Annotated in this window: 17 protein-coding genes and 1 pseudogene; 4 read left to right on the plus strand and 14 right to left on the minus strand. The window is 65.7% G+C overall.

All coding sequences use genetic code 11. From position 1 onward, the window contains the following. Both Q0925_RS01945 and Q0925_RS01950 read right to left on the minus strand, forming a co-directional pair. Nucleotides 1–842 (minus strand): annotated as a pseudogene (locus tag Q0925_RS01945) (NAD(P)(+) transhydrogenase (Re/Si-specific) subunit alpha); the annotation flags it as partial. 185 nt (nt 843–1,027) lie between these two features. Then, nucleotides 1,028–2,266, minus strand: a complete 1,239-nt coding sequence (locus Q0925_RS01950) for an NAD(P)/FAD-dependent oxidoreductase (RefSeq protein ID WP_299331294.1) — start codon at nt 2,264–2,266, stop codon at nt 1,028–1,030. A 106-nt stretch (nt 2,267–2,372) separates the two neighbouring features. Here Q0925_RS01950 and Q0925_RS01955 point away from each other — a divergent pair, with 106 nt between their 5' ends. Beyond that, nucleotides 2,373–2,972 (plus strand): DUF6149 family protein, encoded by a 600-nt coding sequence (locus Q0925_RS01955; protein ID WP_299331296.1) that lies wholly within the window; start codon nt 2,373–2,375, stop codon nt 2,970–2,972. On the opposite strand, the gene Q0925_RS01960 is transcribed toward Q0925_RS01955, so the two are convergent. Continuing rightward, complete coding sequence (locus Q0925_RS01960) at nt 2,969–4,279, minus strand: NAD(P)/FAD-dependent oxidoreductase (RefSeq protein WP_299331298.1); 1,311 nt, start codon at nt 4,277–4,279, stop codon at nt 2,969–2,971. The two genes, Q0925_RS01955 and Q0925_RS01960, sit on opposite strands and share 4 nt — an antisense overlap. 205 nt (nt 4,280–4,484) lie before the next feature. Next, nucleotides 4,485–5,729 carry a Glu-tRNA(Gln) amidotransferase subunit GatD gene (gatD, locus tag Q0925_RS01965; protein WP_299331300.1) on the minus strand — a complete coding sequence of 415 codons (1,245 nt, stop codon included), beginning with the start codon at nt 5,727–5,729 and terminating at the stop codon, nt 4,485–4,487. 82 nt (nt 5,730–5,811) lie between these two features. Between gatD and Q0925_RS01970 the strand changes: the two genes are divergently transcribed. After that, nucleotides 5,812–6,258 carry a hypothetical protein gene (locus tag Q0925_RS01970; protein WP_299331303.1) on the plus strand — a complete coding sequence of 149 codons (447 nt, stop codon included), beginning with the start codon at nt 5,812–5,814 and terminating at the stop codon, nt 6,256–6,258. A gap of 1 nt (nt 6,259) precedes the next feature. Here the strand turns inward: Q0925_RS01970 and Q0925_RS01975 are convergent, their stop codons facing one another. After that, a complete protein-coding gene (locus Q0925_RS01975) occupies nt 6,260–6,913 on the minus strand; it encodes an ArsR family transcriptional regulator (protein ID WP_299331305.1) in 654 nt (217 codons plus the stop codon). Between the two features lie 529 nt (nt 6,914–7,442). Here Q0925_RS01975 and Q0925_RS01980 point away from each other — a divergent pair. Beyond that, the gene (locus Q0925_RS01980; protein WP_299331308.1) at nt 7,443–8,102 is read left to right on the plus strand and encodes a nitroreductase family protein; all 660 of its coding nucleotides are present in this window, start codon (nt 7,443–7,445) and stop codon (nt 8,100–8,102) included. Between the two features lies 1 nt (nt 8,103). Here Q0925_RS01980 and Q0925_RS01985 read toward each other — a convergent pair whose 3' ends face one another. Further along, nucleotides 8,104–9,156: a KaiC domain-containing protein gene (locus Q0925_RS01985; protein ID WP_299331311.1), complete on the minus strand. Its 1,053-nt coding sequence runs from the start codon at nt 9,154–9,156 to the stop codon at nt 8,104–8,106. Nucleotides 9,157–9,297: 141 nt separating this feature from the next. Between Q0925_RS01985 and Q0925_RS01990 the strand changes: the two genes are divergently transcribed. After that, complete coding sequence (locus tag Q0925_RS01990; protein ID WP_299331314.1) at nt 9,298–10,119, plus strand: NAD(+)/NADH kinase; 822 nt, start codon at nt 9,298–9,300, stop codon at nt 10,117–10,119. Nucleotides 10,120–10,152: 33 nt separating this feature from the next. Here the strand turns inward: Q0925_RS01990 and carB are convergent, their stop codons facing one another. The 8 genes from carB to Q0925_RS02030 all read right to left on the minus strand — a co-directional run bounded on the left by carB (nt 10,153) and on the right by Q0925_RS02030 (nt 17,931). Further along, a complete protein-coding gene (gene carB, locus Q0925_RS01995) occupies nt 10,153–13,389 on the minus strand; it encodes a carbamoyl-phosphate synthase large subunit (protein WP_299331316.1) in 3,237 nt (1,078 codons plus the stop codon). A 151-nt stretch (nt 13,390–13,540) separates the two neighbouring features. Then, nucleotides 13,541–13,753 carry a hypothetical protein gene (locus tag Q0925_RS02000; RefSeq protein WP_299331318.1) on the minus strand — a complete coding sequence of 71 codons (213 nt, stop codon included), beginning with the start codon at nt 13,751–13,753 and terminating at the stop codon, nt 13,541–13,543. A 96-nt stretch (nt 13,754–13,849) separates the two neighbouring features. Then, on the minus strand, nt 13,850–14,389 hold the full coding sequence (locus Q0925_RS02005; protein ID WP_299331320.1) for a DUF5815 family protein: 540 nt from the start codon (nt 14,387–14,389) through the stop codon (nt 13,850–13,852). Nucleotides 14,390–14,438: 49 nt separating this feature from the next. Then, entirely contained in the window at nt 14,439–14,690 is a 252-nt protein-coding gene (locus Q0925_RS02010) for a hypothetical protein (RefSeq protein WP_299331322.1), read from the minus strand. 60 nt (nt 14,691–14,750) lie between these two features. Beyond that, entirely contained in the window at nt 14,751–14,972 is a 222-nt protein-coding gene (locus Q0925_RS02015; protein ID WP_299331323.1) for a hypothetical protein, read from the minus strand. 65 nt (nt 14,973–15,037) lie between these two features. Next, nucleotides 15,038–15,466 carry a type IV pilin N-terminal domain-containing protein gene (locus Q0925_RS02020; protein WP_299331325.1) on the minus strand — a complete coding sequence of 143 codons (429 nt, stop codon included), beginning with the start codon at nt 15,464–15,466 and terminating at the stop codon, nt 15,038–15,040. Further along, the gene (locus tag Q0925_RS02025; protein WP_299331327.1) at nt 15,466–15,882 is read right to left on the minus strand and encodes a type IV pilin N-terminal domain-containing protein; all 417 of its coding nucleotides are present in this window, start codon (nt 15,880–15,882) and stop codon (nt 15,466–15,468) included. The genes Q0925_RS02020 and Q0925_RS02025 overlap by 1 nt, the downstream gene beginning before the upstream one ends. Nucleotides 15,883–16,089: 207 nt before the next feature. Beyond that, the gene (locus Q0925_RS02030) at nt 16,090–17,931 is read right to left on the minus strand and encodes an FAD-binding protein (RefSeq protein ID WP_299331329.1); all 1,842 of its coding nucleotides are present in this window, start codon (nt 17,929–17,931) and stop codon (nt 16,090–16,092) included. Nucleotide 17,932 lies beyond the last annotated feature (1 nt).

Consider the following 17,932-nt stretch of genomic DNA (forward strand, 5'->3'; position numbering starts at 1 on the left):
TCGGCGATCATCTCGCCGCTGACGAGTTCCGGCGCCGGCGCGTTGGGAATGGACGCCGTCGTGATGACCACGTCCGACTCCGGAACGACCCGCCCCAGTTCCTTGCGTTGTTGTTCGTAGAACTCCTCGCCCATCTCGACGGCGTACCCTTCATCGTCGCCCGACCCCTCCGTCTCTAGGTCGAGTTCGACGAAGTCGGCGCCTAAACTCTCGACTTCCTGTTTCACCTCTAACCTGATGTCGTAGCCTCGGACGGACGCCCCGAGACGCTCGGCGGTCGAGATGGCTTTCAGTCCCGCGACGCCCGCCCCGATCACGAACGCCTCGGCGGGTTGGACGGTGCCGGCGGCGGTCATCTCCAACGGAAAGAGTTTGGGGAGGCGCTCGGCCGCCACCAGCGTCGCCTTGTACCCGCCGACACTCGCCATCGACGACAGCACGTCCATACTCTGGGCGCGGCTGATCCGGGGCATGAACTCCAGTGCGAAGGCGCTAATCCGGCGGTCACCCAGTTCCGCCCACGTCTCCTCTGCGAGGTCGTAGGGGCCGAGCGTACCGACCACGACCTGTCCCTCGCGGTAGGGGTCCATCGGCTGTTCTGCGTTTGCCGCAAGCGCCCTGACCCGACAGATCACGTCCGCCCGCTCGAACACCGCCTCCCGGTCGTCAACGACCGTACACCCCACCTCACGGTACGCGTCGTTCGACCACTCGGAGCCGACGCCCGCACCGCTCTCGACACACACGCCGACCCCCCGGTCGATCAAGTTCTTTGCCACATCCGGGATGAGTGCGACGCGCGTCTCGTCGACCGCCGTCTCGCCCGGCACACCGACGATCATCCGTCGGTCCTCCGACCCGCAGGAGCCGCCGACGGGCGCGTCTCGCCCTGCCGGACAACGGCATCCCGACATCCGTTACCTCGTCCCATGGGTTCATACACCACGTGCGTGTGGGTCACATATCGTGGAATCTCGGAGTGTTCACATAAAATCTCGGTCGACCCCGGCCTCGGTCGCCGCCTCCCCTACTGCTCCTGTGCAGGTGCGAGGTCGTCGAGGTCGACTGACTGTTTGAGGAGCGCCTCCTTCTGGTCGGCGACGACGCGCTCCTCTTTCATCAGTTTCTTGTAGGCGCTCTGGGGCGAGAGGTCGCCGATCAGAACGCCACCGACGAGTCTGCCGTTCTTGAACGCTAGCCGCCGCCACTCCGTCTCGGAGTATTTTCGTTCGCACTCGTCGTCGCCGATGGTCGGGTGGCCGAACGACAGGAACGGGAAGTCGAAGTGCGTGATCGAGTACGAGGAGACAAACCGGAACGCCTCCGACTCGGGGGCGAGCATGTTCTTCGCGGCGATGGTCCCCTGTGCCTTTGCGCTGTCCCACGATCCGTTCTGTGCGCGTTCCCCGAGGATCGTGTCGTGGTACCGCGTGAGGTCGCCGGCGGCGAAGACGTCGTCGACGTTCGTTTGCATGTACTCGTCGACGAGAACGCCGTCGTCGACCGCGACGTCGGTTCCCTGTAGGATCTCGGTGTTGTAGTTCAGGCCGATGGCGACGCCAACGAAGTCGGCGTCGTAGCGGTCACCGTTGGGGTCGATTGCCGCCGTGACGTGTCCGTCGTCGTCGGTTTCGAAGCGGTCGACACCGCTCTGAAACACCGGCTCGACCCCGCGTTCGCGCATCGCCTCGTGAAGGATCTCCGCGCCCTCCGTCGAGAGGGCGTAGCGCCACCAGCAGTCGCCGCGCATGAGATAGTTGGCGTCGACATCCTGTTCGCCACAGATGGCCGCGAGATCGATCCCCAGCAACCCCGCCCCGACGACGACGCCCGTGTCGGCCGCCCCGGCGTCTTCGCGGATCTCCCGGGCGTCCTGGAACGTCCAGAAGTGGTGCACCCCCTCAGCCTCGCTGTTCTCGACCGGCAGTTCGGTCGGCGTCCCGCCCGTGGCGACGAGGAGTTTGTCGTACTCGATCGTGTCGTCCTCGTGGGTCCGGAGGCGGTGGGCGTCGGTGTCGATGTCGGTGATCAGCGTGTTGAGACGGAGGTCGATATCCCGTTCCTCGTACCACTCGGGTTCATGGATCGAGACGGGCATCTCGGGGAGTTTCCCCTTGGCGAACTCCTTGATCAGAATGCGGTTGTAGAGAGCCTCACCTTCGTCGGTGATGACGGTGATATCGGCGTCCTGCGCTTCGTCACGGAGCGTCTCGGCGGCGGAGCTTCCGGCGATCCCGTCGCCGATTATCACATACGACTCGGTCATATACCGTCCTTTGTGGGTGGGGGTTAATGTCGATTGCTATCCGCGAAATTCGCCGCAATCCCCTCCCACCGGTAGCTTGAAGACCGGGGGGGTCCAACGGCCGGCGATGAAACTCCGCCAGAACGTCCGACACTTCGCCGCCAAACAGGCGCTCACCATGCCGGTCGTCGGCGAGAAGGTCCGTGAGAAACTCGTTGGCCTCCATGTCGATGTCTTCGGCGAGAAGGCCGCCGACGGCCGCCGCACAGAGCGCGAACCGCGCCTCGAGGCCTTCTTCGACCGAACGTTCGACACCTACGTCGACGCCCTCACCGCCGGATTCCCCGAGGCAGAGGCCCGTGAGATCACCCACATCCAGGCCAACTTCGAGTTCTACAACCACGGCTGGACCGAGATGATGGAGTTCCCGGCCGACGAACTGGAGGCCCACCACGACCGTTACGGTGACTTTTTCGACCGACACGGCATCACCATCGCCGACCCACTCGGCGAGTACGGCGGCGACCTTCCCGACGCGCCGTCGACGCCCGAGCGACTCGACGACCCTGTCCACCCACACGCGGAGGGCGGGTTCGCCGACGACGTCTACGTCGAGAACGGCGACGGGGAACCCGTCGTCGGTGGGTGTGAGGAACCCGAGAACGTGGACGTGACCGCCGCCCCTGGTGTCGACGAGGACGACGGCGAGAACGAGGCCCAGGCCTAACCCTCGGCGAACAGATCCGCACACTCGAACCCCGCGACGACCCCGCCGTTGAGACTCCGCTCGGGGTACTGTGCCCGACTCGCCATCCCGGCGTAGTAGACGCCCTCGGCCACCGCCTCGCTCAGGTCGTACGGCACCACCATCTCAAGGTAGCCACGCTCGTACACCGGCGCGACCCGTGGGTTGCGCGCCACGCGGAACTCCTCGACCGACGACCGGCCGAACCCCGGAAACATCTCTTCGATCTCCGAAAGCCACGACTCGCGCAGGGCCGCGTCGTCCATCTGCCACACCGCCTCGTTCCGGTCCTGAACGTAGCTCGCAACGTAGAGTAGATGATCGCCGCCGTATCGCTCCGGCGGTACGAAGTTCGTGTGTTCGATCAGCGCGCCAAAGGGCGCGTCGTGGGCGACGTTGAGCCAGTACGTTTCGGTCAGCGGTTCGGCCATCGTCACCACGGCACACACCGCCCCCTGGAAGTCGATGTCGCAGGTGTAGCCCGTCAACTCCTCCAAAACGTTCGGCATCGTCGCGACGACGACACCATCGGTCGGTCGCGTCTCAGTCCCATCGCCGGTCTCGACGGTGAGCGACTCGACGGTCTTCCCCTGTATCCCGAGGCCGGTCACGCGAGCGCCCGTCCGGACGTTCTCGCGACCCACAGCCTCGACGAGGGCGTCGATCAGCGTCGCGAACCCACCGTCGAAGTAGCCGAGGATCTCGCCGCGTAGGAGGTCACGTTCCCCACGGAATTTGATGCGGCCCAACAGCCACGCCGCGCTCACCTCCTCCTTTCGGTCGCCGAACTTGGCATCCAACAGCGGTTCGAAAAAGTTCTCGTAGACACCACGGGTCGTGTGGTCCAACAGAAACTCCTTGATCGGGACGGTCTCGAAGTCGGCTAGGTCGTCGTATGTGTCGAACCGTGGGCGGCCACCTCTGACGTCGACCTCGAGGGTCAGCAGGCCAAGCCGGAACGTATCGTACAGGCTCAGATGCGGGTACGCGGCGATCTGTGGCAGGGTGTCGAGGGGATGGACGACCCCGTCGACGTAGTAGGCGTTCTTGCCGATCAGCCACTCTACCCGATCGTCGAGCCCCAACTCCTCGGCCAACTCGACGATGGTTTCCTCGGACTTCGAGAGGTGGTGATAGAACTGCTCGATATCGTCTCCCGCCGTCCCGTACGTCGCGGCCAACCCTCCGATGTCGTCGCTCGCCTCTATCACCGTCACCTCGTAGCCGTGGTCTTGGAGTCGGTAGGCGGCGGCCAGTCCCGCGATACCACCACCGACAACGTGGATCATACCACCTCTGTGCCGGGCAGGAGCAAGTGGATTGTGGTCGACCGTAGCTCGGAACTGCTCGGACGCACAGACAGCCTGACGCTCCGACGCGTCCGCCCCGTTCCGGACGACACGCACCGTCTTGTCTGTGACGACCCCCGAGCGGTCGTCCGTTCCACTGTCGGCAACGGACACCGCCACGTTCCGTGGCAACGGGGCATCCCTCTCAGAGCCACGGCACCGATCGCTCCTGTAGTTCCCCGGCCAGCGACTCCTGCATCGCGGCCGCGGGATCCGATCGGTTCGCCAACACCCACATCAGTTTCGCCGTCGCCGTCTCCGGCAACGTGTCGCCGGCCTCCACGACGCCCGCCCCGAGTAGGTCCCGGCCGGTGTCGTACACCCGGTCACAGACGCGGCCGTCGAGACACTGGCTCGTCATCGCGACGACCGTCCCGTCGTCGACGAGGGCCTCGATCCGGTCGATCCAACCGGTTGCGACGTGGCCCAGTCCCGTCCCTTCGATCACGACGCCCGCGGCGTCGTCGAGGTAGGCAAGCGCAGCGGGGTCCATTCCGGGCGTGAACTTGATGAGTTCGACCCCCGTCTCCAACCCGGGGGCGAGAACGAGGTCCGTCCCGCCACGCTCCGGGCCGTCACGCCGGAACGAGACCGTCTCGCTCCCGTAGTCGACGCGACCCACCGGCTCTGCTCCGACCGTCTCGAAGGCGTCGCGACGCGAGGTGTGGTTCTTGCGGACGCGGGTAGCACGGTGGAGCGCACAGGCGTCATCGCTCCCCGACTCGTGCATGCAGACGAGTACGTCCGCCCGGTCGCTTTTGGCCGCCTCCACGGCACACACCGCGTTCATCACGTTGTCGCTTGAGGGTCGATCCGCCGAGCGCTGGCTCCCCGTGAACACGACCGGGACGGGCGTGTCGAGCATGAACGCGAGCGCCGACGCCGTGTACTGCATCGTGTCGGTGCCGTGCATGACGACGACGCCGTCCGCGCCGGCCGCGACCTCCTCGCGAACGGCTTCCCCGAGATCCTGCCACACGCCCGGCGTCATGTTCTCCGAGAGAATGTTGGCGACGACACGGCCGCGGTAGTTGGCCCGCCCAGCGAGGTCCGGCACCGCACGCAGGACGTCCTCAGCGTCGAACTGTGCCGTCACCGCGCCGGTGCGGTAGTCGACGGTTGAGGCGATGGTCCCGCCGGTCGAGATGAGCGAGACGGTGGGGAGGTCGTCGTCGAACTCAATCGTCGACTCGCCGTCGCCGCCGCTACGCCCGTCCACGTCGTGGACGCCCCGTTCCAGCACCTCGATATCGGCGTCGCCGCGGTCGATGCCGACGTTGTAACCGCCGGGTAGCTTCACGACGAAATGCTCGGCCGTGGTCGAAGGCATGAGCACGCCCTCGTTCTCAACGCCGCCGCGTTCGACGCGGACACGGTCCCCTGGGTTCATGCGGCGAGGTACCTGCCGGGTGGACTTGAATCCACCCGTTGCGGGGCGCAAGCCACTTGACCGTCGCCCCCTCAGTCGGGGTATGAGACGACGCGAATCGACGGCCGACGCCGAACAGGCCGACGGATCGACCGGCGGTCGCTCTTGGTTTGGACTCCGCGGCCGCATTCGGGGACTGTTCTCCATCCGACCCTTTCTTCTTGCACTCGTTCTCTCGACCGTTGGCCTCGTCGTTGGCGGGAGTGTCCCCGTTATCGGCGTTGCCGGCCGCTTTCTCGGCATCGCGGTCGCTGGGTTCGTTCTCGCGATCGTCTGGTCGACACGACGCTACGCCGAGGCCGGCCTCGCCGGTGCGCTCGTCGCCGGGTTCGGGTTCGTGTTGTCCTCGCTCGTCACGCCGCTGTTCCCGGTCGTCGCGGAGTACGGCGTTCAGGTCGCCGGTATCGGTACGACCGCCGGCTCGGTCGCGGCGTTTCTCGGGCATTATCTCGGGCGTGACCTGCGGGCCGGAGTGACCCAAGAGCTGTAGCTTACTGCAGTCGCCACTCGCCGTCCATCCGGCCGACCAGACCGCGATCCGCGAGGGTGTTGAGCGCCCCGCGGACGGCGTTTGGCGATGCGTCTGCCGCCTCCGCAACCTCCTCGGTCGTCCGTGCACCCGTCGCCACGGCCGCGAGCACCTCGGCGTGGAACCGACTGTCCGCATCGACCCCGAGATGGTCGGTCAGCCGGTCCAACACCTCCGTGATCCGACCGTACACCCACCGCTGGGCCAATGAGAGTTCGTCCTCGAGGGTCTGTAACCGGTCGAACGCCTCCGCGAGGTCGTCTACCTCGTCGTCGGCGGTCCCCGGCGCGTCCAGCGAGACGTGCCGACACTGGCCGTCCATATCGAGACTGGCACTCGCGGGGTAGGCGCTCTTTGTTCCGAACCCGTACGGCGAGACGCTCACCTCCAACCGGAGGTTGCGCGAGATGTGGAAGTACTTCCGCCGTTGCTCGTCGGTGTGACTCTCAACGAGGCCGGCCTCCTCCAGTTTCTGCAGGTGGTCGATCACCGCCTTCGGGCTGACCCCAAGATACTCGCTGATCTCGGTGACGTAGCAGGGTTTCCGTGCCAAAAGTCGAAGGATGCGCCGGCGGTTCTCGTTGCCGAGGAGATCGAGCAGTACCGCCGAGTCCATGACGTCAGGTAAACGATGGATGCATATAACGACTGTGTATGCCGGAACCGGCCGGTACTGCCGGCCACCGGAGCGGGTGCCCCGGCCCGTGTGCTGGTGTCGCCGTGTCTCCCGACGAAGTAGAGCAACGACCGGGGCGTCTCCACGATCACTGGGGGTGGTCCCGTTCTCGGCATCCTCGGTTTCCCCGTGGCGATAAACCGGGCACGGCTCGTTCTGGCGAACGACCCGGCGGCGTTCCGGCACACTGGGGTGGCCCGGAACGACATGGTTGCGGTGTAGACCACGTGCTCTCTGCCGGAGTGACCGGCGAGACCACCGTCACAGACGGGTCACTCGGGACGACCAACGAACCCTGCACGTTCACGATCAATCCGCGGGAACGTCCGCTGGGTAGCGCCGCTGAGCCCGTTTTCGGCCGGTCGCCAGCCCTGTGATTCGTCCGGTATCGAGACGTGATACCGACCCCCAGCCGGCGAGTTCAGCCGGCTTCACCCGGTTCTTGCCCGCCGAAACCGTACCGTCCTTGATGGAGTTCACAGACCTCACCCGAACCCGCAGATCGGTCCACCAGTACGCCGACACCGACATCGACGACGAGACGCTCGTTGCCGTTTTCGAGGATGTCCGGCGTACACCCTCCTCGTTCAACCTCCAGCCATGGGAGTTTCTCGTCGTCCGCGGTGACGACCTAGAACGGCTCCGGTCGGTGGCGTACGGACAGGAACACGTCACCGACGCGGCGGCCGCCGTTGTCGTTCTCGGGACGCTCGACCCCAGCGACCACGCCGAACGTGTCACCACAGATCTGTTGGAAAAAGGGTATCTCCCGGACGAGGCGGCCGCCGAGGCCCGTCTCGACACCGTCGATGGCCTCGCGGATGCCGACGACGAGACACGGCGCGTCTGGACGGTCCAGAGCTGCTCGCTCGCCGCGATGACGCTCATGTACGCCGCGTGGGACCGTGGCATCGCCTCCTGCCCGATGGGTGGGTTCGACGCCGATGCCCTTCGCTCGGAGTTCGGCGTCCCCGATGACTACGACCCCGTACTGCTCGTCACGCTTGGCTACCCCGCCGCCGACGCCGCCGACATCGAACGCGACCGGAAGTTCCGGCGTGACACCGAGGAGGTCGTCCACCTCGACGAGTTCGACCCCGCCGCCCGCGGGCCGCCGGCCGACGATTAACTCAAAAGATGTTGGCCTGCCGGTAGACGCTCAACCCCTCGCCCGTTATCTCGTACGGCTTTGTCTCCCGGGAGTGGTTCGCGTCGCGGATCTTCTGAATCTCAAGGGCGAGTCGCGTCTCCTGAAAGTCAGACGGGCGGACGTACTGCAGAACGAACACCGCGTCAGCGAGGTACTCGATGATCCCGTAGCGCGAACTGTACGGGTTGTCGCCGCTGGCCTCGCTCGTGACGAGCGTCGTCACCCCGGCTTCTTTCAGCGCACGGGTGAACTGATACACCTCGCTCCGGCGGTCGGAGGGGTGGTCGTACATCATCTCCAACAACGACACAGAGTCGAGAACGAGCCGGTCGGCGTCGAACGCCTTCACCAGTTCGGGCAGATCGCTCCGGATGCTCGTCAGACTGTTCGCCATCTCGATGGGGTCGAGGTGAACGATCGCGAGCCGTCCGTCCTCGGCGTACTCGATGAACGACCAGCCTTTCTCCTCGGCCGTATCGTAGATGCGGTCCGTGCTCTCCTCTAAGGTGATGTAGACACCACGCTTGCCGTTTCGCAGCGCCCGGTCGAGAAACTGCAGGCCGAACGTCGTTTTCCCCGTCCCCGCGGAGCCAATAACCGAGATCAGCGACCGCTCGGGCACCCCCCCGAGGATCATCTCGTCTAACCCTTCGATCCCGAGTTCGATCCGCTCGATCGACGACTCGAACTCCGCGTCGGCGTCGAACCCTTCACCGCCGAACTCGCCCGACTGCCCGCCTTCGCCGCCGAACCCGCCCCCACCGGAACCATCTTGAGGGTCAGGCGCGTTCTCGAAGGCGCTGGCGAAGGTTTCCTCGAACGGCGAGTCACCGTCGGCGTCGTCGCTCCGTGGGGTGCCGCTCTCGGGCACACCCGCACCGTCGTTCTCGGGCACACCGGTCTCCGATCCCACGTCCGCGCCCGTCCCTCCGTCTCCGTCCGCACCCGTGTCGCCGTCGCCGTCGCCGTCGGCGTCGCCATCGTTCTCTCCCGCCCCGAGCGCCCGTTCGAACCAGTCCTCGTCGTCGCTCATCGGCTCTCACGGCCACCCGGGCGTTCGCGGCGGTCGTCGTCGGCCGCTCCCGCGCGGTGCATCATCCTATCGAAGTCCGAACCCTAGTCGCATCAATGTTGTCTCCGGTGCGCTTTTTTTGCCACGGCGCGAGACCGGAGTATGCACGTCGGTCTTGTCGCACAGCGCGACAACGGTCGGGCGGCAGACCTCGCCGCCGACCTCCGGGACCACCTCCACGAGGCGGATGCGTCGGTGGCTGTCGACGCCACCACCGCCGACACTCTCGGTATCGATGGTACCTCCATCGACGCCTTCGACGTCTGCGACCTCGTGGTCAGCATCGGCGGCGACGGAACCTTTCTCTACGCCGCCCGTGGGGCTGACGGCACCCCGGTCCTCGGTGTCAATCTCGGCGAGGTCGGCTTCCTGAACGCCGTCGGTCCGGAGGAGGCGGTCGAGGCCGTTCTCGACGAGGTGGCGGCGTTCCGCAGCGACAGCCTGACCGTCCGCGAGGCTCCGCGACTCGCGGCCCGCGGCGACGGGTGGACGGCGCCCCCGGCCACCAACGAGGTCGTCGTCCAAGGACCGATCCGCGGGCCGGGCGGTGGCGTCGACGTCGACCTCCGGATCGACGGCGCTCGCTACGCCGAGGGTCGTGCCGACGGCGTCCTCATCGCGACGCCGACCGGGAGTTCGGCGTACAACCTCAGTGAGTCCGGCCCGCTGGTCCACCCCGGCGTCGACGGCCTCGTGATCAACGAGATGTGCGCGCGCGAGGGGATGCCACCCCTCGTCGTCGGCACGGACAGCGACATCGCAGTCGACATCACCGGTTCGGACCGGGCGGTCGTCGTCGGCGACGGACGTGTCCTGCACGAACTCGACCCGCCGGCCGAGGTCCGGGTCGGGCTGGCGGACTCGCCGATGCGCGTCGCCGGGCCAGCCACCGACTTTTTCCAGGCACTCGACAAACTCGACTGACAACGGGGACGACGCGGCCCCTCGCGGCGTCGGTTACTCGCCGCCCCAGTCTCGGGTCCGACGGGGGCGGTCCGAGGTGGCCTGTACGTCGATCGGATCGTCGTGGCGGCGCAGGCCCGCAAGCGTCGCCCTCGCGGAGGCGTGTGTCGAGAAGTACGTCACGTCCTCCTCGACGGCGACTTCGAGTGCCTTGCGGTCCCGGGAGACGATGATGTCGACCTCGCCGCTCCGGATCGCGGAACGGAGGTCGTCGAACTCACGGACGTCGAAAAACTCAGCGAAGCCGTCGACCAGTGCCCGCCCCGCCTCGCTGTCGGGGTCGGGGAACTCGTCGGCCGAGAGTTCGACCACAGCCGTCCCCTCCGCGGGGATTGGCTTGCCCGTCGCGGACTGGGCCTTCTCGTAGGCCTTGCCGAACGTATCGGCCGTGCCCATCACCTCGCCCGTCGACTTCATCTCCGGGCCGAGGCGGGGGTCACTCCCCTGCAGGCGGTCGAACGGCAGAACGACCTCCTTGACGCTCACCTTCTCGGGAACCCGTTCGTCGATGTCGAGGTCTTCGAGGGAGTCACCCGCCATCACCTTCGCGGCGAGTTTGGCGATGGGAACCCCCGTTGCCTTCGAAACAAAGGGCACTGTCCGCGACGACCGCGGGTTGGCCTCGAGAACGTACACCGTGTCGTCTTTAACGGCGAGTTGGACGTTCAACAGGCCCACGGTGTCGAGTTCGCGGGCGATCTCGAGGGTCACCTCGCGGACGCGGTCCATCACGTCCGTCACCGCGTCCGCCTGTGGCGGGATCATACACGCCGAATCGCCCGAGTGGACGCCCGCGCTCTCGACGTGTTCCATCACGCCGCCGATCAGGACGTCCTCGCCGTCGGCGACGGCGTCGACGTCCAGTTCCACGGCGTTGTCAAGGAACTCGTCGATGAGGATCGGTTTGTCGGGCGAGACCCGCACCGCCTCCTCGATATACGTTTTCAGGTCGCCGTCGTCGTACACCACGTCCATCGCGCGCCCCCCCAGCACGTACGACGGCCGGACCAGCACGGGGTAGCCGATGTCGCCCGCCAGTTCGAGGGCCTCGGCCTCGCTTGTCGCGGAGCCACCCTCCGGTTGCGCGATGCCGCGGTCGGCCATCAGGCGGTTGAACCGGTCGCGGTCCTCGGCGAGGTCCATCGCGTCGACGCTCGTCCCGAGGATCTCACAGTCGAGTCCGCGGCGCTCGATCTCCGCTTCGAGCGGGTGGCCGATGTTGACCGACGTCTGGCCGCCGAACTGCACCATCACGCCGTCGGCGTCCGCGGCCTCGACGACGTCGGCGACCTCCTCGGCGGTGATCGGCTCGAAAAAGAGGCCGTCGGAGGTGTCGTAGTCGGTCGATACCGTCTCTGGATTGTTGTTGACGACGTGGGCGTCGATCCCCTCCTCGCGGAGCGCCTGGATGGCGTGGACCGAACAGTAGTCGAACTCGACGCCCTGTCCGATCCGGATGGGACCGCCGCCGACGACGACGACGCTCTCGACGTCGCGGTCGACGCGGAGTTCGCCTGCGGCCGCGTCGCCCTCGAACGGCCCGGTGACGAACTCCGGTTTCCGCGAGGAGTAGTAGTACGGCGTTTGCGCGGCGAACTCGCCGGCGCAGGTGTCGACCTGCTTGTACGTCCGGCCGGGGACCGCCGTCTCGACGGTTCCGACGTCCGACCCCGCGACGGCCGCAATCTCGGCGTTGGTGACGCCTTTCACGGCCGCGTCGGTGAAGTCGCCCTCGGCGGCCGCGGCGACCGACTCGGAGACGCGCTTGAACCGCTCGACGTACCACTCGTAGATGCCGGTCAGGTCGACGACCTCCTCAACCGTCCACCCCCGGTCGAACGCCTCGAACATCGCGTACGGGCGGTCCGGCGTTGGCCGCGTCAGATACTCCGCAGTCAGGGTCTCGTCGTCGACCTCGGCCCAGTCGACCGCGGGGTCGTACTCCGTCGAACGCAGCGCCTTCAACAACGACTCCTCGAAGGTCCGCCCGATCGACATCGCCTCGCCCGTCGACTTCATCGCCGGGCCGAGAGTGAAGTCCACGTCGTCGAACTTATCGATCGGCCACCGGGGCACCTTCGTCACCACGTAGTCGATGGCCGGTTCGAACGCCGCCGTCGTCTCGCCCGTGATCTCGTTGTCGATCTCGTGGAGGCGTTTACCCAGTGCGACCTTCGCGGTGACGCGGGCGATCGGATAGCCCGTCGCCTTCGATGCCAGCGCGGAGGACCGCGACACCCGCGGGTTGACCTCGACCACCCGGTACTCGCCGCCCGGGGTGCCGTCGTCGTGCCACGCGAACTGGATGTTACAGCCGCCTTGAATCCCGAGTTCGCGGATGACCCCGAGCGCCGCGTCGCGCATCTCCTGGTGGCCCTCGTCGGGGATCACCTGCGACGGTGTGACGACCATCGACTCGCCCGTGTGGATGCCCATCGGGTCGAGGTTCTCCATGTTACAGATGATGATCGTCGAGTCGTCGGCGTCACGCATCACCTCGTACTCCAGTTCGACCCACCCGGCGATGGACTCGGTGATCAACACCTCGTCGTTCCGGGAGAGGCGCAGTCCCTGCCGGACGCGTTCGACGAGGTCGTCCATGTCGTCGACGACGCCCGACCCCGACCCACCGAGGGTGTAGGTCGTCCGTGCGATCACGGGCAGGCCACCGACCTCGTCGACGGCCGCCTCAACGCGTTCCCGGAGGGTTGTCTCGTCCATGTCGGCCGCCGACTCGTCGTCGTCGAGTGTGATCGTCGTCGACTGTGGCATCGGCTGACCGATCTTCTCCATGCGCTGGCGGAACAGGTCGCGATCCTCGGTCGCGTAGATGGTATCCAGCGGCGTCCCCATGATCTCCACGTCGTGGTTCTCGAGAACGCCCTCCTCGGCGAGTTCCGCGGTTACGTTCAGCCCGGTCTGGCCGCCGAGGCCCGCGATCACACCGTCCGGCTTCTCCTTTCGCACGATCTCGGCGATGGCCTCCGTGGTGATGGGTTCGATGTACACCCGGTCGGCCATGTCGGGATCGGTCATGATGGTCGCGGGGTTCGAGTTGACGAGGACGACCCGCGCACCCTCCTCCTGCAGCGCTCGGCAGGCCTGTGCGCCCGAGTAGTCGAACTCCGCGGCCTGTCCGATCTGGATCGGGCCGCTACCGATCAACAGTATCGTCCGGTTCTCGGATTCGGTGGCGGGTGGGGTGTCCGCCACGGTGGCCTCGTCGGTCATCGTCGAATCGCAGTTCGCACATCGTAATAAGCCCGACGAAACGGTACGAGATGCGAAACGAAATTACGGATTTCGAAACGCGCCTGAGACGAGGTGTTTCTGAGACCCGTTGTCGCCGACCGACCGCCGAGACGCATCGTCGCCGACGTGGTCAGTTGTTCAGGCGGTAGCGGTACGGGGTTTCTTTGAGTACCTCCACGTCTCCCCGGTCGGCCCAGCGACCGAGAATCGTCGCGACCCGGTGTGCGCTCTCGAACGCCTCCTGTCGATCCAGCAGCGACAGGATCTCCCGTGCGGTCAACGGCTCGTCGGCGTTCGCGAGCACGCCCCGGAGTTGCTCGTACTCCGTCGGTTTGGGGCGCATACGTCTCACAACGGCCGGGAACGACTTAGTGTTCAGTGAGACGACCGTCCGACGGTTGTCGGACGCGACGGCGTGTTCGGCGCTCGTGGGGGCCGCTCAAGCGCTCCGATACACGTCGTCGGCGTCGAGGTCCCGTTCGGCCCGGTACTGATCGACAAACGCCGACACGTCGAAATCGACCATCTGACGCTCGAACTCCTGAATCGTGGCGTCGTCCTCTGCGTGGCTGACGGCGTGTTCCATCAACTCCACCACGAGTTCGACGACGATTTCGTGGAGCCGGCGGGCGTCGAACGCCGTCACCCACAGGAGCGCGTACCCGACGTCGCCGTCCTCGCTCAGATCCGCGGTTGCCACCCGGTCGGGAAACTCCTCCAACACGACGCCGAGCAGGTGGGGGGTGTCGAACTCGGGCATCTCCTCGCTCGTCGTCTCGACCGTTTCTTTCAGAATTTCCACCAGAAAGTCGGGAAGAAACCGTTCCGGCGGGTGGACGTCCATCACGACGGCGTGGGCGTCCCCGCAGGGACAGTCGAACTCCCGCATCCCGAGGTCAAACTCGGTGTCGCTGACGGTTTCACCGCAGGGCAAGTCGAGTGCCCGCGTTTCACCGCCGGACACGCCGGGACTCGTCATAGATTCGTTTGTGGTTTCGGTCGCTTAAACGTCGCGTTCCGGTCCGACGTCACCGCTCGGCCGTCACCCACAGCACCGGCCCGACGACCAGCATCGCGATACCGAGAAACAGGTAGTGAACGGGCGCGAGCGACTGCGGCGTCATGATGAACACGAGCCCGAACACCGTCGTGTTGATGGCAACGAGCCGACGGGACTTCAACGGAAGCGCCCCGACAGTGGCGAGGACGAAGACCAACAGCAGCGCCTGCCCGACGTTGTAGTTGAGCAGGAAACTGTCGATGACCTGTAACGGGAGCATTCGTACCCACAACTCGCCCGGAATCGGGCATTAAAGTTCCGTTTACGAGCCGGCCGGCCGCTACCGGCCGCTCGGGCCGGTGATGTCGAGTGGCCTAACCCACCCGTACCACAACAAAAACACCATCGTGCTGTACCCGACCACGAACACGAGCGACCCGACGGCTCCATACCCCCGTTCGGCCAGCATCCCTCGGGTGATGCCCGAGCCGCCGATGCCGACCATCAAAAGCAGGAGTATCAACAGCGTATCGCGGCTCAGAAACGCGTCGATATCGACCATACCCCGCGTTCGAACGCGTCGCTACTGAATGTCCCGGTTCACAAAAAATGGAACTGCGGTGCCGACTACGACGGCGTGGTTGACTGGGCGACGGTCGCGGATGTCTCGCCGTTGGGCGAGGTCCAGATGACACGGACATCCGTCGACGACCCGACAGAGTCGATACGCGCCGAATCGCCGGACGAAACCGGTGTCCCGTACGTCGACGAGATCCCTGCACCGTTGGTCAGGTTCAGTTCTTCCGTGTTGTCGTCGTTGAACGTATCCCCACCGTCGTGGGTTGCGGTCACGTTGTAGTCACCACCACCGCCGGTGTCCTCCTCGTAGTCGAAGGTGAACGTGGCCTGTGGCGCGGTTTCCCGGACCTGGTTGCCGAGTCCGAGAACAAACGTGCCGATGACGGCAGCGAGAATGACGGTGATTGCCACCATCAGGATCACGCCGATAACCGGGCTCACCGCACGGTCATCAGTGATGAGATTCTTGAGATTCATTATGATGGCGTGCTGGACCGGGCGATGGTCGCGGAGTTCTCGCCGGTGGGCGAGGTCCAGATGACGCGGACGTCAGTCGCCGACGAGACACCGTTGAGTGTCTCTGCCGTCCCCGATGACACCGGGAGACTGTATCCCACGGTATTGCCGTCCGCGTCGGTCAGGTTTAGTGCGTCTGAGTTGTCCGAGTCAAACGTGTCACCGCCGTCGTGGGTCGCGGTCACGTTGTAGGGCCCACTACCTTCGTAGTCGAAGCTAAACGTCGCCTGCGGTGCGGTGTCTTGGACTTGGTTGCCGAGCCCGAGAACGAACGTGCCGATGACGGCGGCGAGAATGACGGTGATTGCCACCATCAGGATCACGCCGATAACCGGGCTTACTGCGCGGTCGTCGGTCAACAGGTGTTTGAGTTTCATGGATGTGTTGACACGCCGGGCCGGAGACGAGGGGTTCGTTCCCGCACGGTTGCACGTCGGCGTGCTTAGCCTAGCCGAACCCGACAACACGCATAAATCAATTGGCCAATCATCGAATATGATAACTGAGGCCGACCTATGCCTCTCAAACGGTGCTCGAAACGGTGCTAAGAGGCCGAACGCGGGCCCTCTGTCGTACTTGGGCGGTCAGTAGCTCCGTTCTTTCGGCTCGTAGGTTTTCGCCTCGCCTCTGAGAACGGCCGGCTTGTACCAGATCTCCGGCGACCCGTCCGACCACGACACCATCGTGTGTTTGAGCCACTCGTCGTCTTTCCGTTCTTGATGTTCCTTGCGCCAGTGTGCGCCCCGGAACTCGTCGCGCGCCAACGCGCCGACCGTGATCATCTCGGCGATGTCGAGCAGGTTCCGTGTCTCGATCGTCTGGATCAACTCGGTGTTGTACGTACTGGAGGGGTCGGCGACGTACACGTCACGGTACCGCTCCCGCGCGGCGTGGATATCGACGAGCGCCTCTTTCAGTGCGCTCTCCTCGCGGAACACGTTGACGTTCTCCGTCATCGTCCGCTGGACGGCCGCCCGGATGTCTGCGTGTTGTGTCCCCTCGTCGCGGTCACGGAGCCGCTCGACACGCTCCCGTTCCCGTTCAAGCGTCCGTTCGACGACCGTGGTTGCGGTCGCAGTGTCGGCTGTCGCTCCGCCGTCCGCGACGGCGTCGCCTCTGGTCGCCCACGGTTCGCCGAGCGAGACCGGTGTGTCGACCGACGCGGCTTCTGCGTCGGGTGTCCACCCGGCGGTCACCTGCGGATCACCGAGGTCCTCGCCGGCGACGTGACGGCCGGCGCGTTTCCCGAACACGATGAGTTCCGGCAGGGCGTTGCCTCCCAATCGGTTCGCTCCGTGGACGCTTGCACAGGCACACTCGCCAACGGCGTAGAGGCCGTCGACACAGGTCTGACCGAACTCGTCGGTTTCGATGCCACCCATCGCGTAATGTTGGCCGGGCTTGACCGGCATCGGCTCCTCCAACCCGTCGACGCCCTCGAAATCCTCGGCGAGGTGGAGAATGTTCTCCAAGCGGTCGACGATGCGTTCCTCGCCCAAGTGACGCATATCGAGGTGAACGTACTCGTCTTCGATCCCCCGACCCTCGTTCACCTCGGTCAGTTCGGCCCGCGACACCACGTCCCGGGAGGCGAGTTCGCCGTCGTTGTTCGCGTAACCGCGTTCGAACAGGAACCGCTCACCGTCGTCGTTGTAGAGGATGCCGCCCTCGCCGCGGACCCCTTCGGAGATCAGGACCCCCGTCGAGGGGAGCGTGGTCGGATGGAACTGGATCATCTCCATATCCTCGACGGGAACACCGGCACGGTAGGCCATCGCGACGCCGTCGCCCGTGTTTGCGACCGCGTTGGTGGTGTGGTCGTACACCTGCCCGAGACCGCCGGTTGCGAGGATGACGCCGTCGCGGGCGCGGAACGCCTCGACCTCCCCGGTCGCCGTCTCGTAGGCGACGACCCCATGACACGACCGTTCCCCCGGGTCGGCATCGTCGGTGGTCGCGAGGTTCAGCACATACCACTCGTCGAACACCTCGATGCCTCGTTTGACCACCTGTTCGTACAACGTATGCAGGAGGTGATGCCCCGTCTCCGCGCCAGCGTACGTCGTGCGCGGGAAGGACAGTCCGCCGAAGGGTCGTTGCGAGACACGGCCGTCGTCGTCGCGTGAGAACGCCATCCCCCAGTGTTCGAGTTGGATCACCTCCTCCGGACTCTCCTGGGTGAGTGCCTCGACGGCGGGCGCGTCGGCGAGGTAGTCCGACCCCTTCATCGTGTCGTAGGCGTGCATCTCCCAGTCGTCGCCGTCGCGCAGGGCGGCGTTGATCCCGCCCTCCGCCGCGCCCGTGTGGCTTCTGACGGGGTGGAGTTTCGTGACCATGGCCACGTCCGCTCCCGCTTCCTGTGCTGCGATTGCCGACCGCAGGCCGGCGCCGCCCGCGCCGACCACAATAACATCGTATTCGTGCATG

It is taken from the genome of Haloplanus sp., from assembly GCF_028275055.1.
Classification (GTDB): domain Archaea; phylum Halobacteriota; class Halobacteria; order Halobacteriales; family Haloferacaceae; genus Haloplanus.

What these genes read in the sequence shown, in the direction of transcription:
- Q0925_RS02000 (WP_299331318.1), bottom strand. Translation starts at nt 13,753, where the DNA reads ATGCGCCCCAAACCGACGGAGTACGAGCAACTCCGGGGCGTGCTCGCG.
- Q0925_RS02030 (WP_299331329.1), bottom strand. Translation starts at nt 17,931, where the DNA reads ATGCACGAATACGATGTTATTGTGGTCGGCGCGGGCGGCGCCGGCCTG.
- Q0925_RS02010 (WP_299331322.1), bottom strand. Translation starts at nt 14,690, where the DNA reads ATGCTCCCGTTACAGGTCATCGACAGTTTCCTGCTCAACTACAACGTC.
- Q0925_RS01980 (WP_299331308.1), top strand. Translation starts at nt 7,443, where the DNA reads ATGGAGTTCACAGACCTCACCCGAACCCGCAGATCGGTCCACCAGTAC.
- Q0925_RS01960 (WP_299331298.1), bottom strand. Translation starts at nt 4,279, where the DNA reads ATGATCCACGTTGTCGGTGGTGGTATCGCGGGACTGGCCGCCGCCTAC.
- Q0925_RS02020 (WP_299331325.1), bottom strand. Translation starts at nt 15,466, where the DNA reads ATGAATCTCAAGAATCTCATCACTGATGACCGTGCGGTGAGCCCGGTT.
- Q0925_RS01970 (WP_299331303.1), top strand. Translation starts at nt 5,812, where the DNA reads ATGAGACGACGCGAATCGACGGCCGACGCCGAACAGGCCGACGGATCG.
- Q0925_RS02005 (WP_299331320.1), bottom strand. Translation starts at nt 14,389, where the DNA reads ATGACGAGTCCCGGCGTGTCCGGCGGTGAAACGCGGGCACTCGACTTG.
- Q0925_RS01985 (WP_299331311.1), bottom strand. Translation starts at nt 9,156, where the DNA reads ATGAGCGACGACGAGGACTGGTTCGAACGGGCGCTCGGGGCGGGAGAG.
- Q0925_RS01975 (WP_299331305.1), bottom strand. Translation starts at nt 6,913, where the DNA reads ATGGACTCGGCGGTACTGCTCGATCTCCTCGGCAACGAGAACCGCCGG.
- gatD (WP_299331300.1), bottom strand. Translation starts at nt 5,729, where the DNA reads ATGAACCCAGGGGACCGTGTCCGCGTCGAACGCGGCGGCGTTGAGAAC.
- Q0925_RS01990 (WP_299331314.1), top strand. Translation starts at nt 9,298, where the DNA reads ATGCACGTCGGTCTTGTCGCACAGCGCGACAACGGTCGGGCGGCAGAC.
- Q0925_RS02015 (WP_299331323.1), bottom strand. Translation starts at nt 14,972, where the DNA reads ATGGTCGATATCGACGCGTTTCTGAGCCGCGATACGCTGTTGATACTC.
- Q0925_RS02025 (WP_299331327.1), bottom strand. Translation starts at nt 15,882, where the DNA reads ATGAAACTCAAACACCTGTTGACCGACGACCGCGCAGTAAGCCCGGTT.
- Q0925_RS01955 (WP_299331296.1), top strand. Translation starts at nt 2,373, where the DNA reads ATGAAACTCCGCCAGAACGTCCGACACTTCGCCGCCAAACAGGCGCTC.
- carB (WP_299331316.1), bottom strand. Translation starts at nt 13,389, where the DNA reads ATGACCGACGAGGCCACCGTGGCGGACACCCCACCCGCCACCGAATCC.
- Q0925_RS01950 (WP_299331294.1), bottom strand. Translation starts at nt 2,266, where the DNA reads ATGACCGAGTCGTATGTGATAATCGGCGACGGGATCGCCGGAAGCTCC.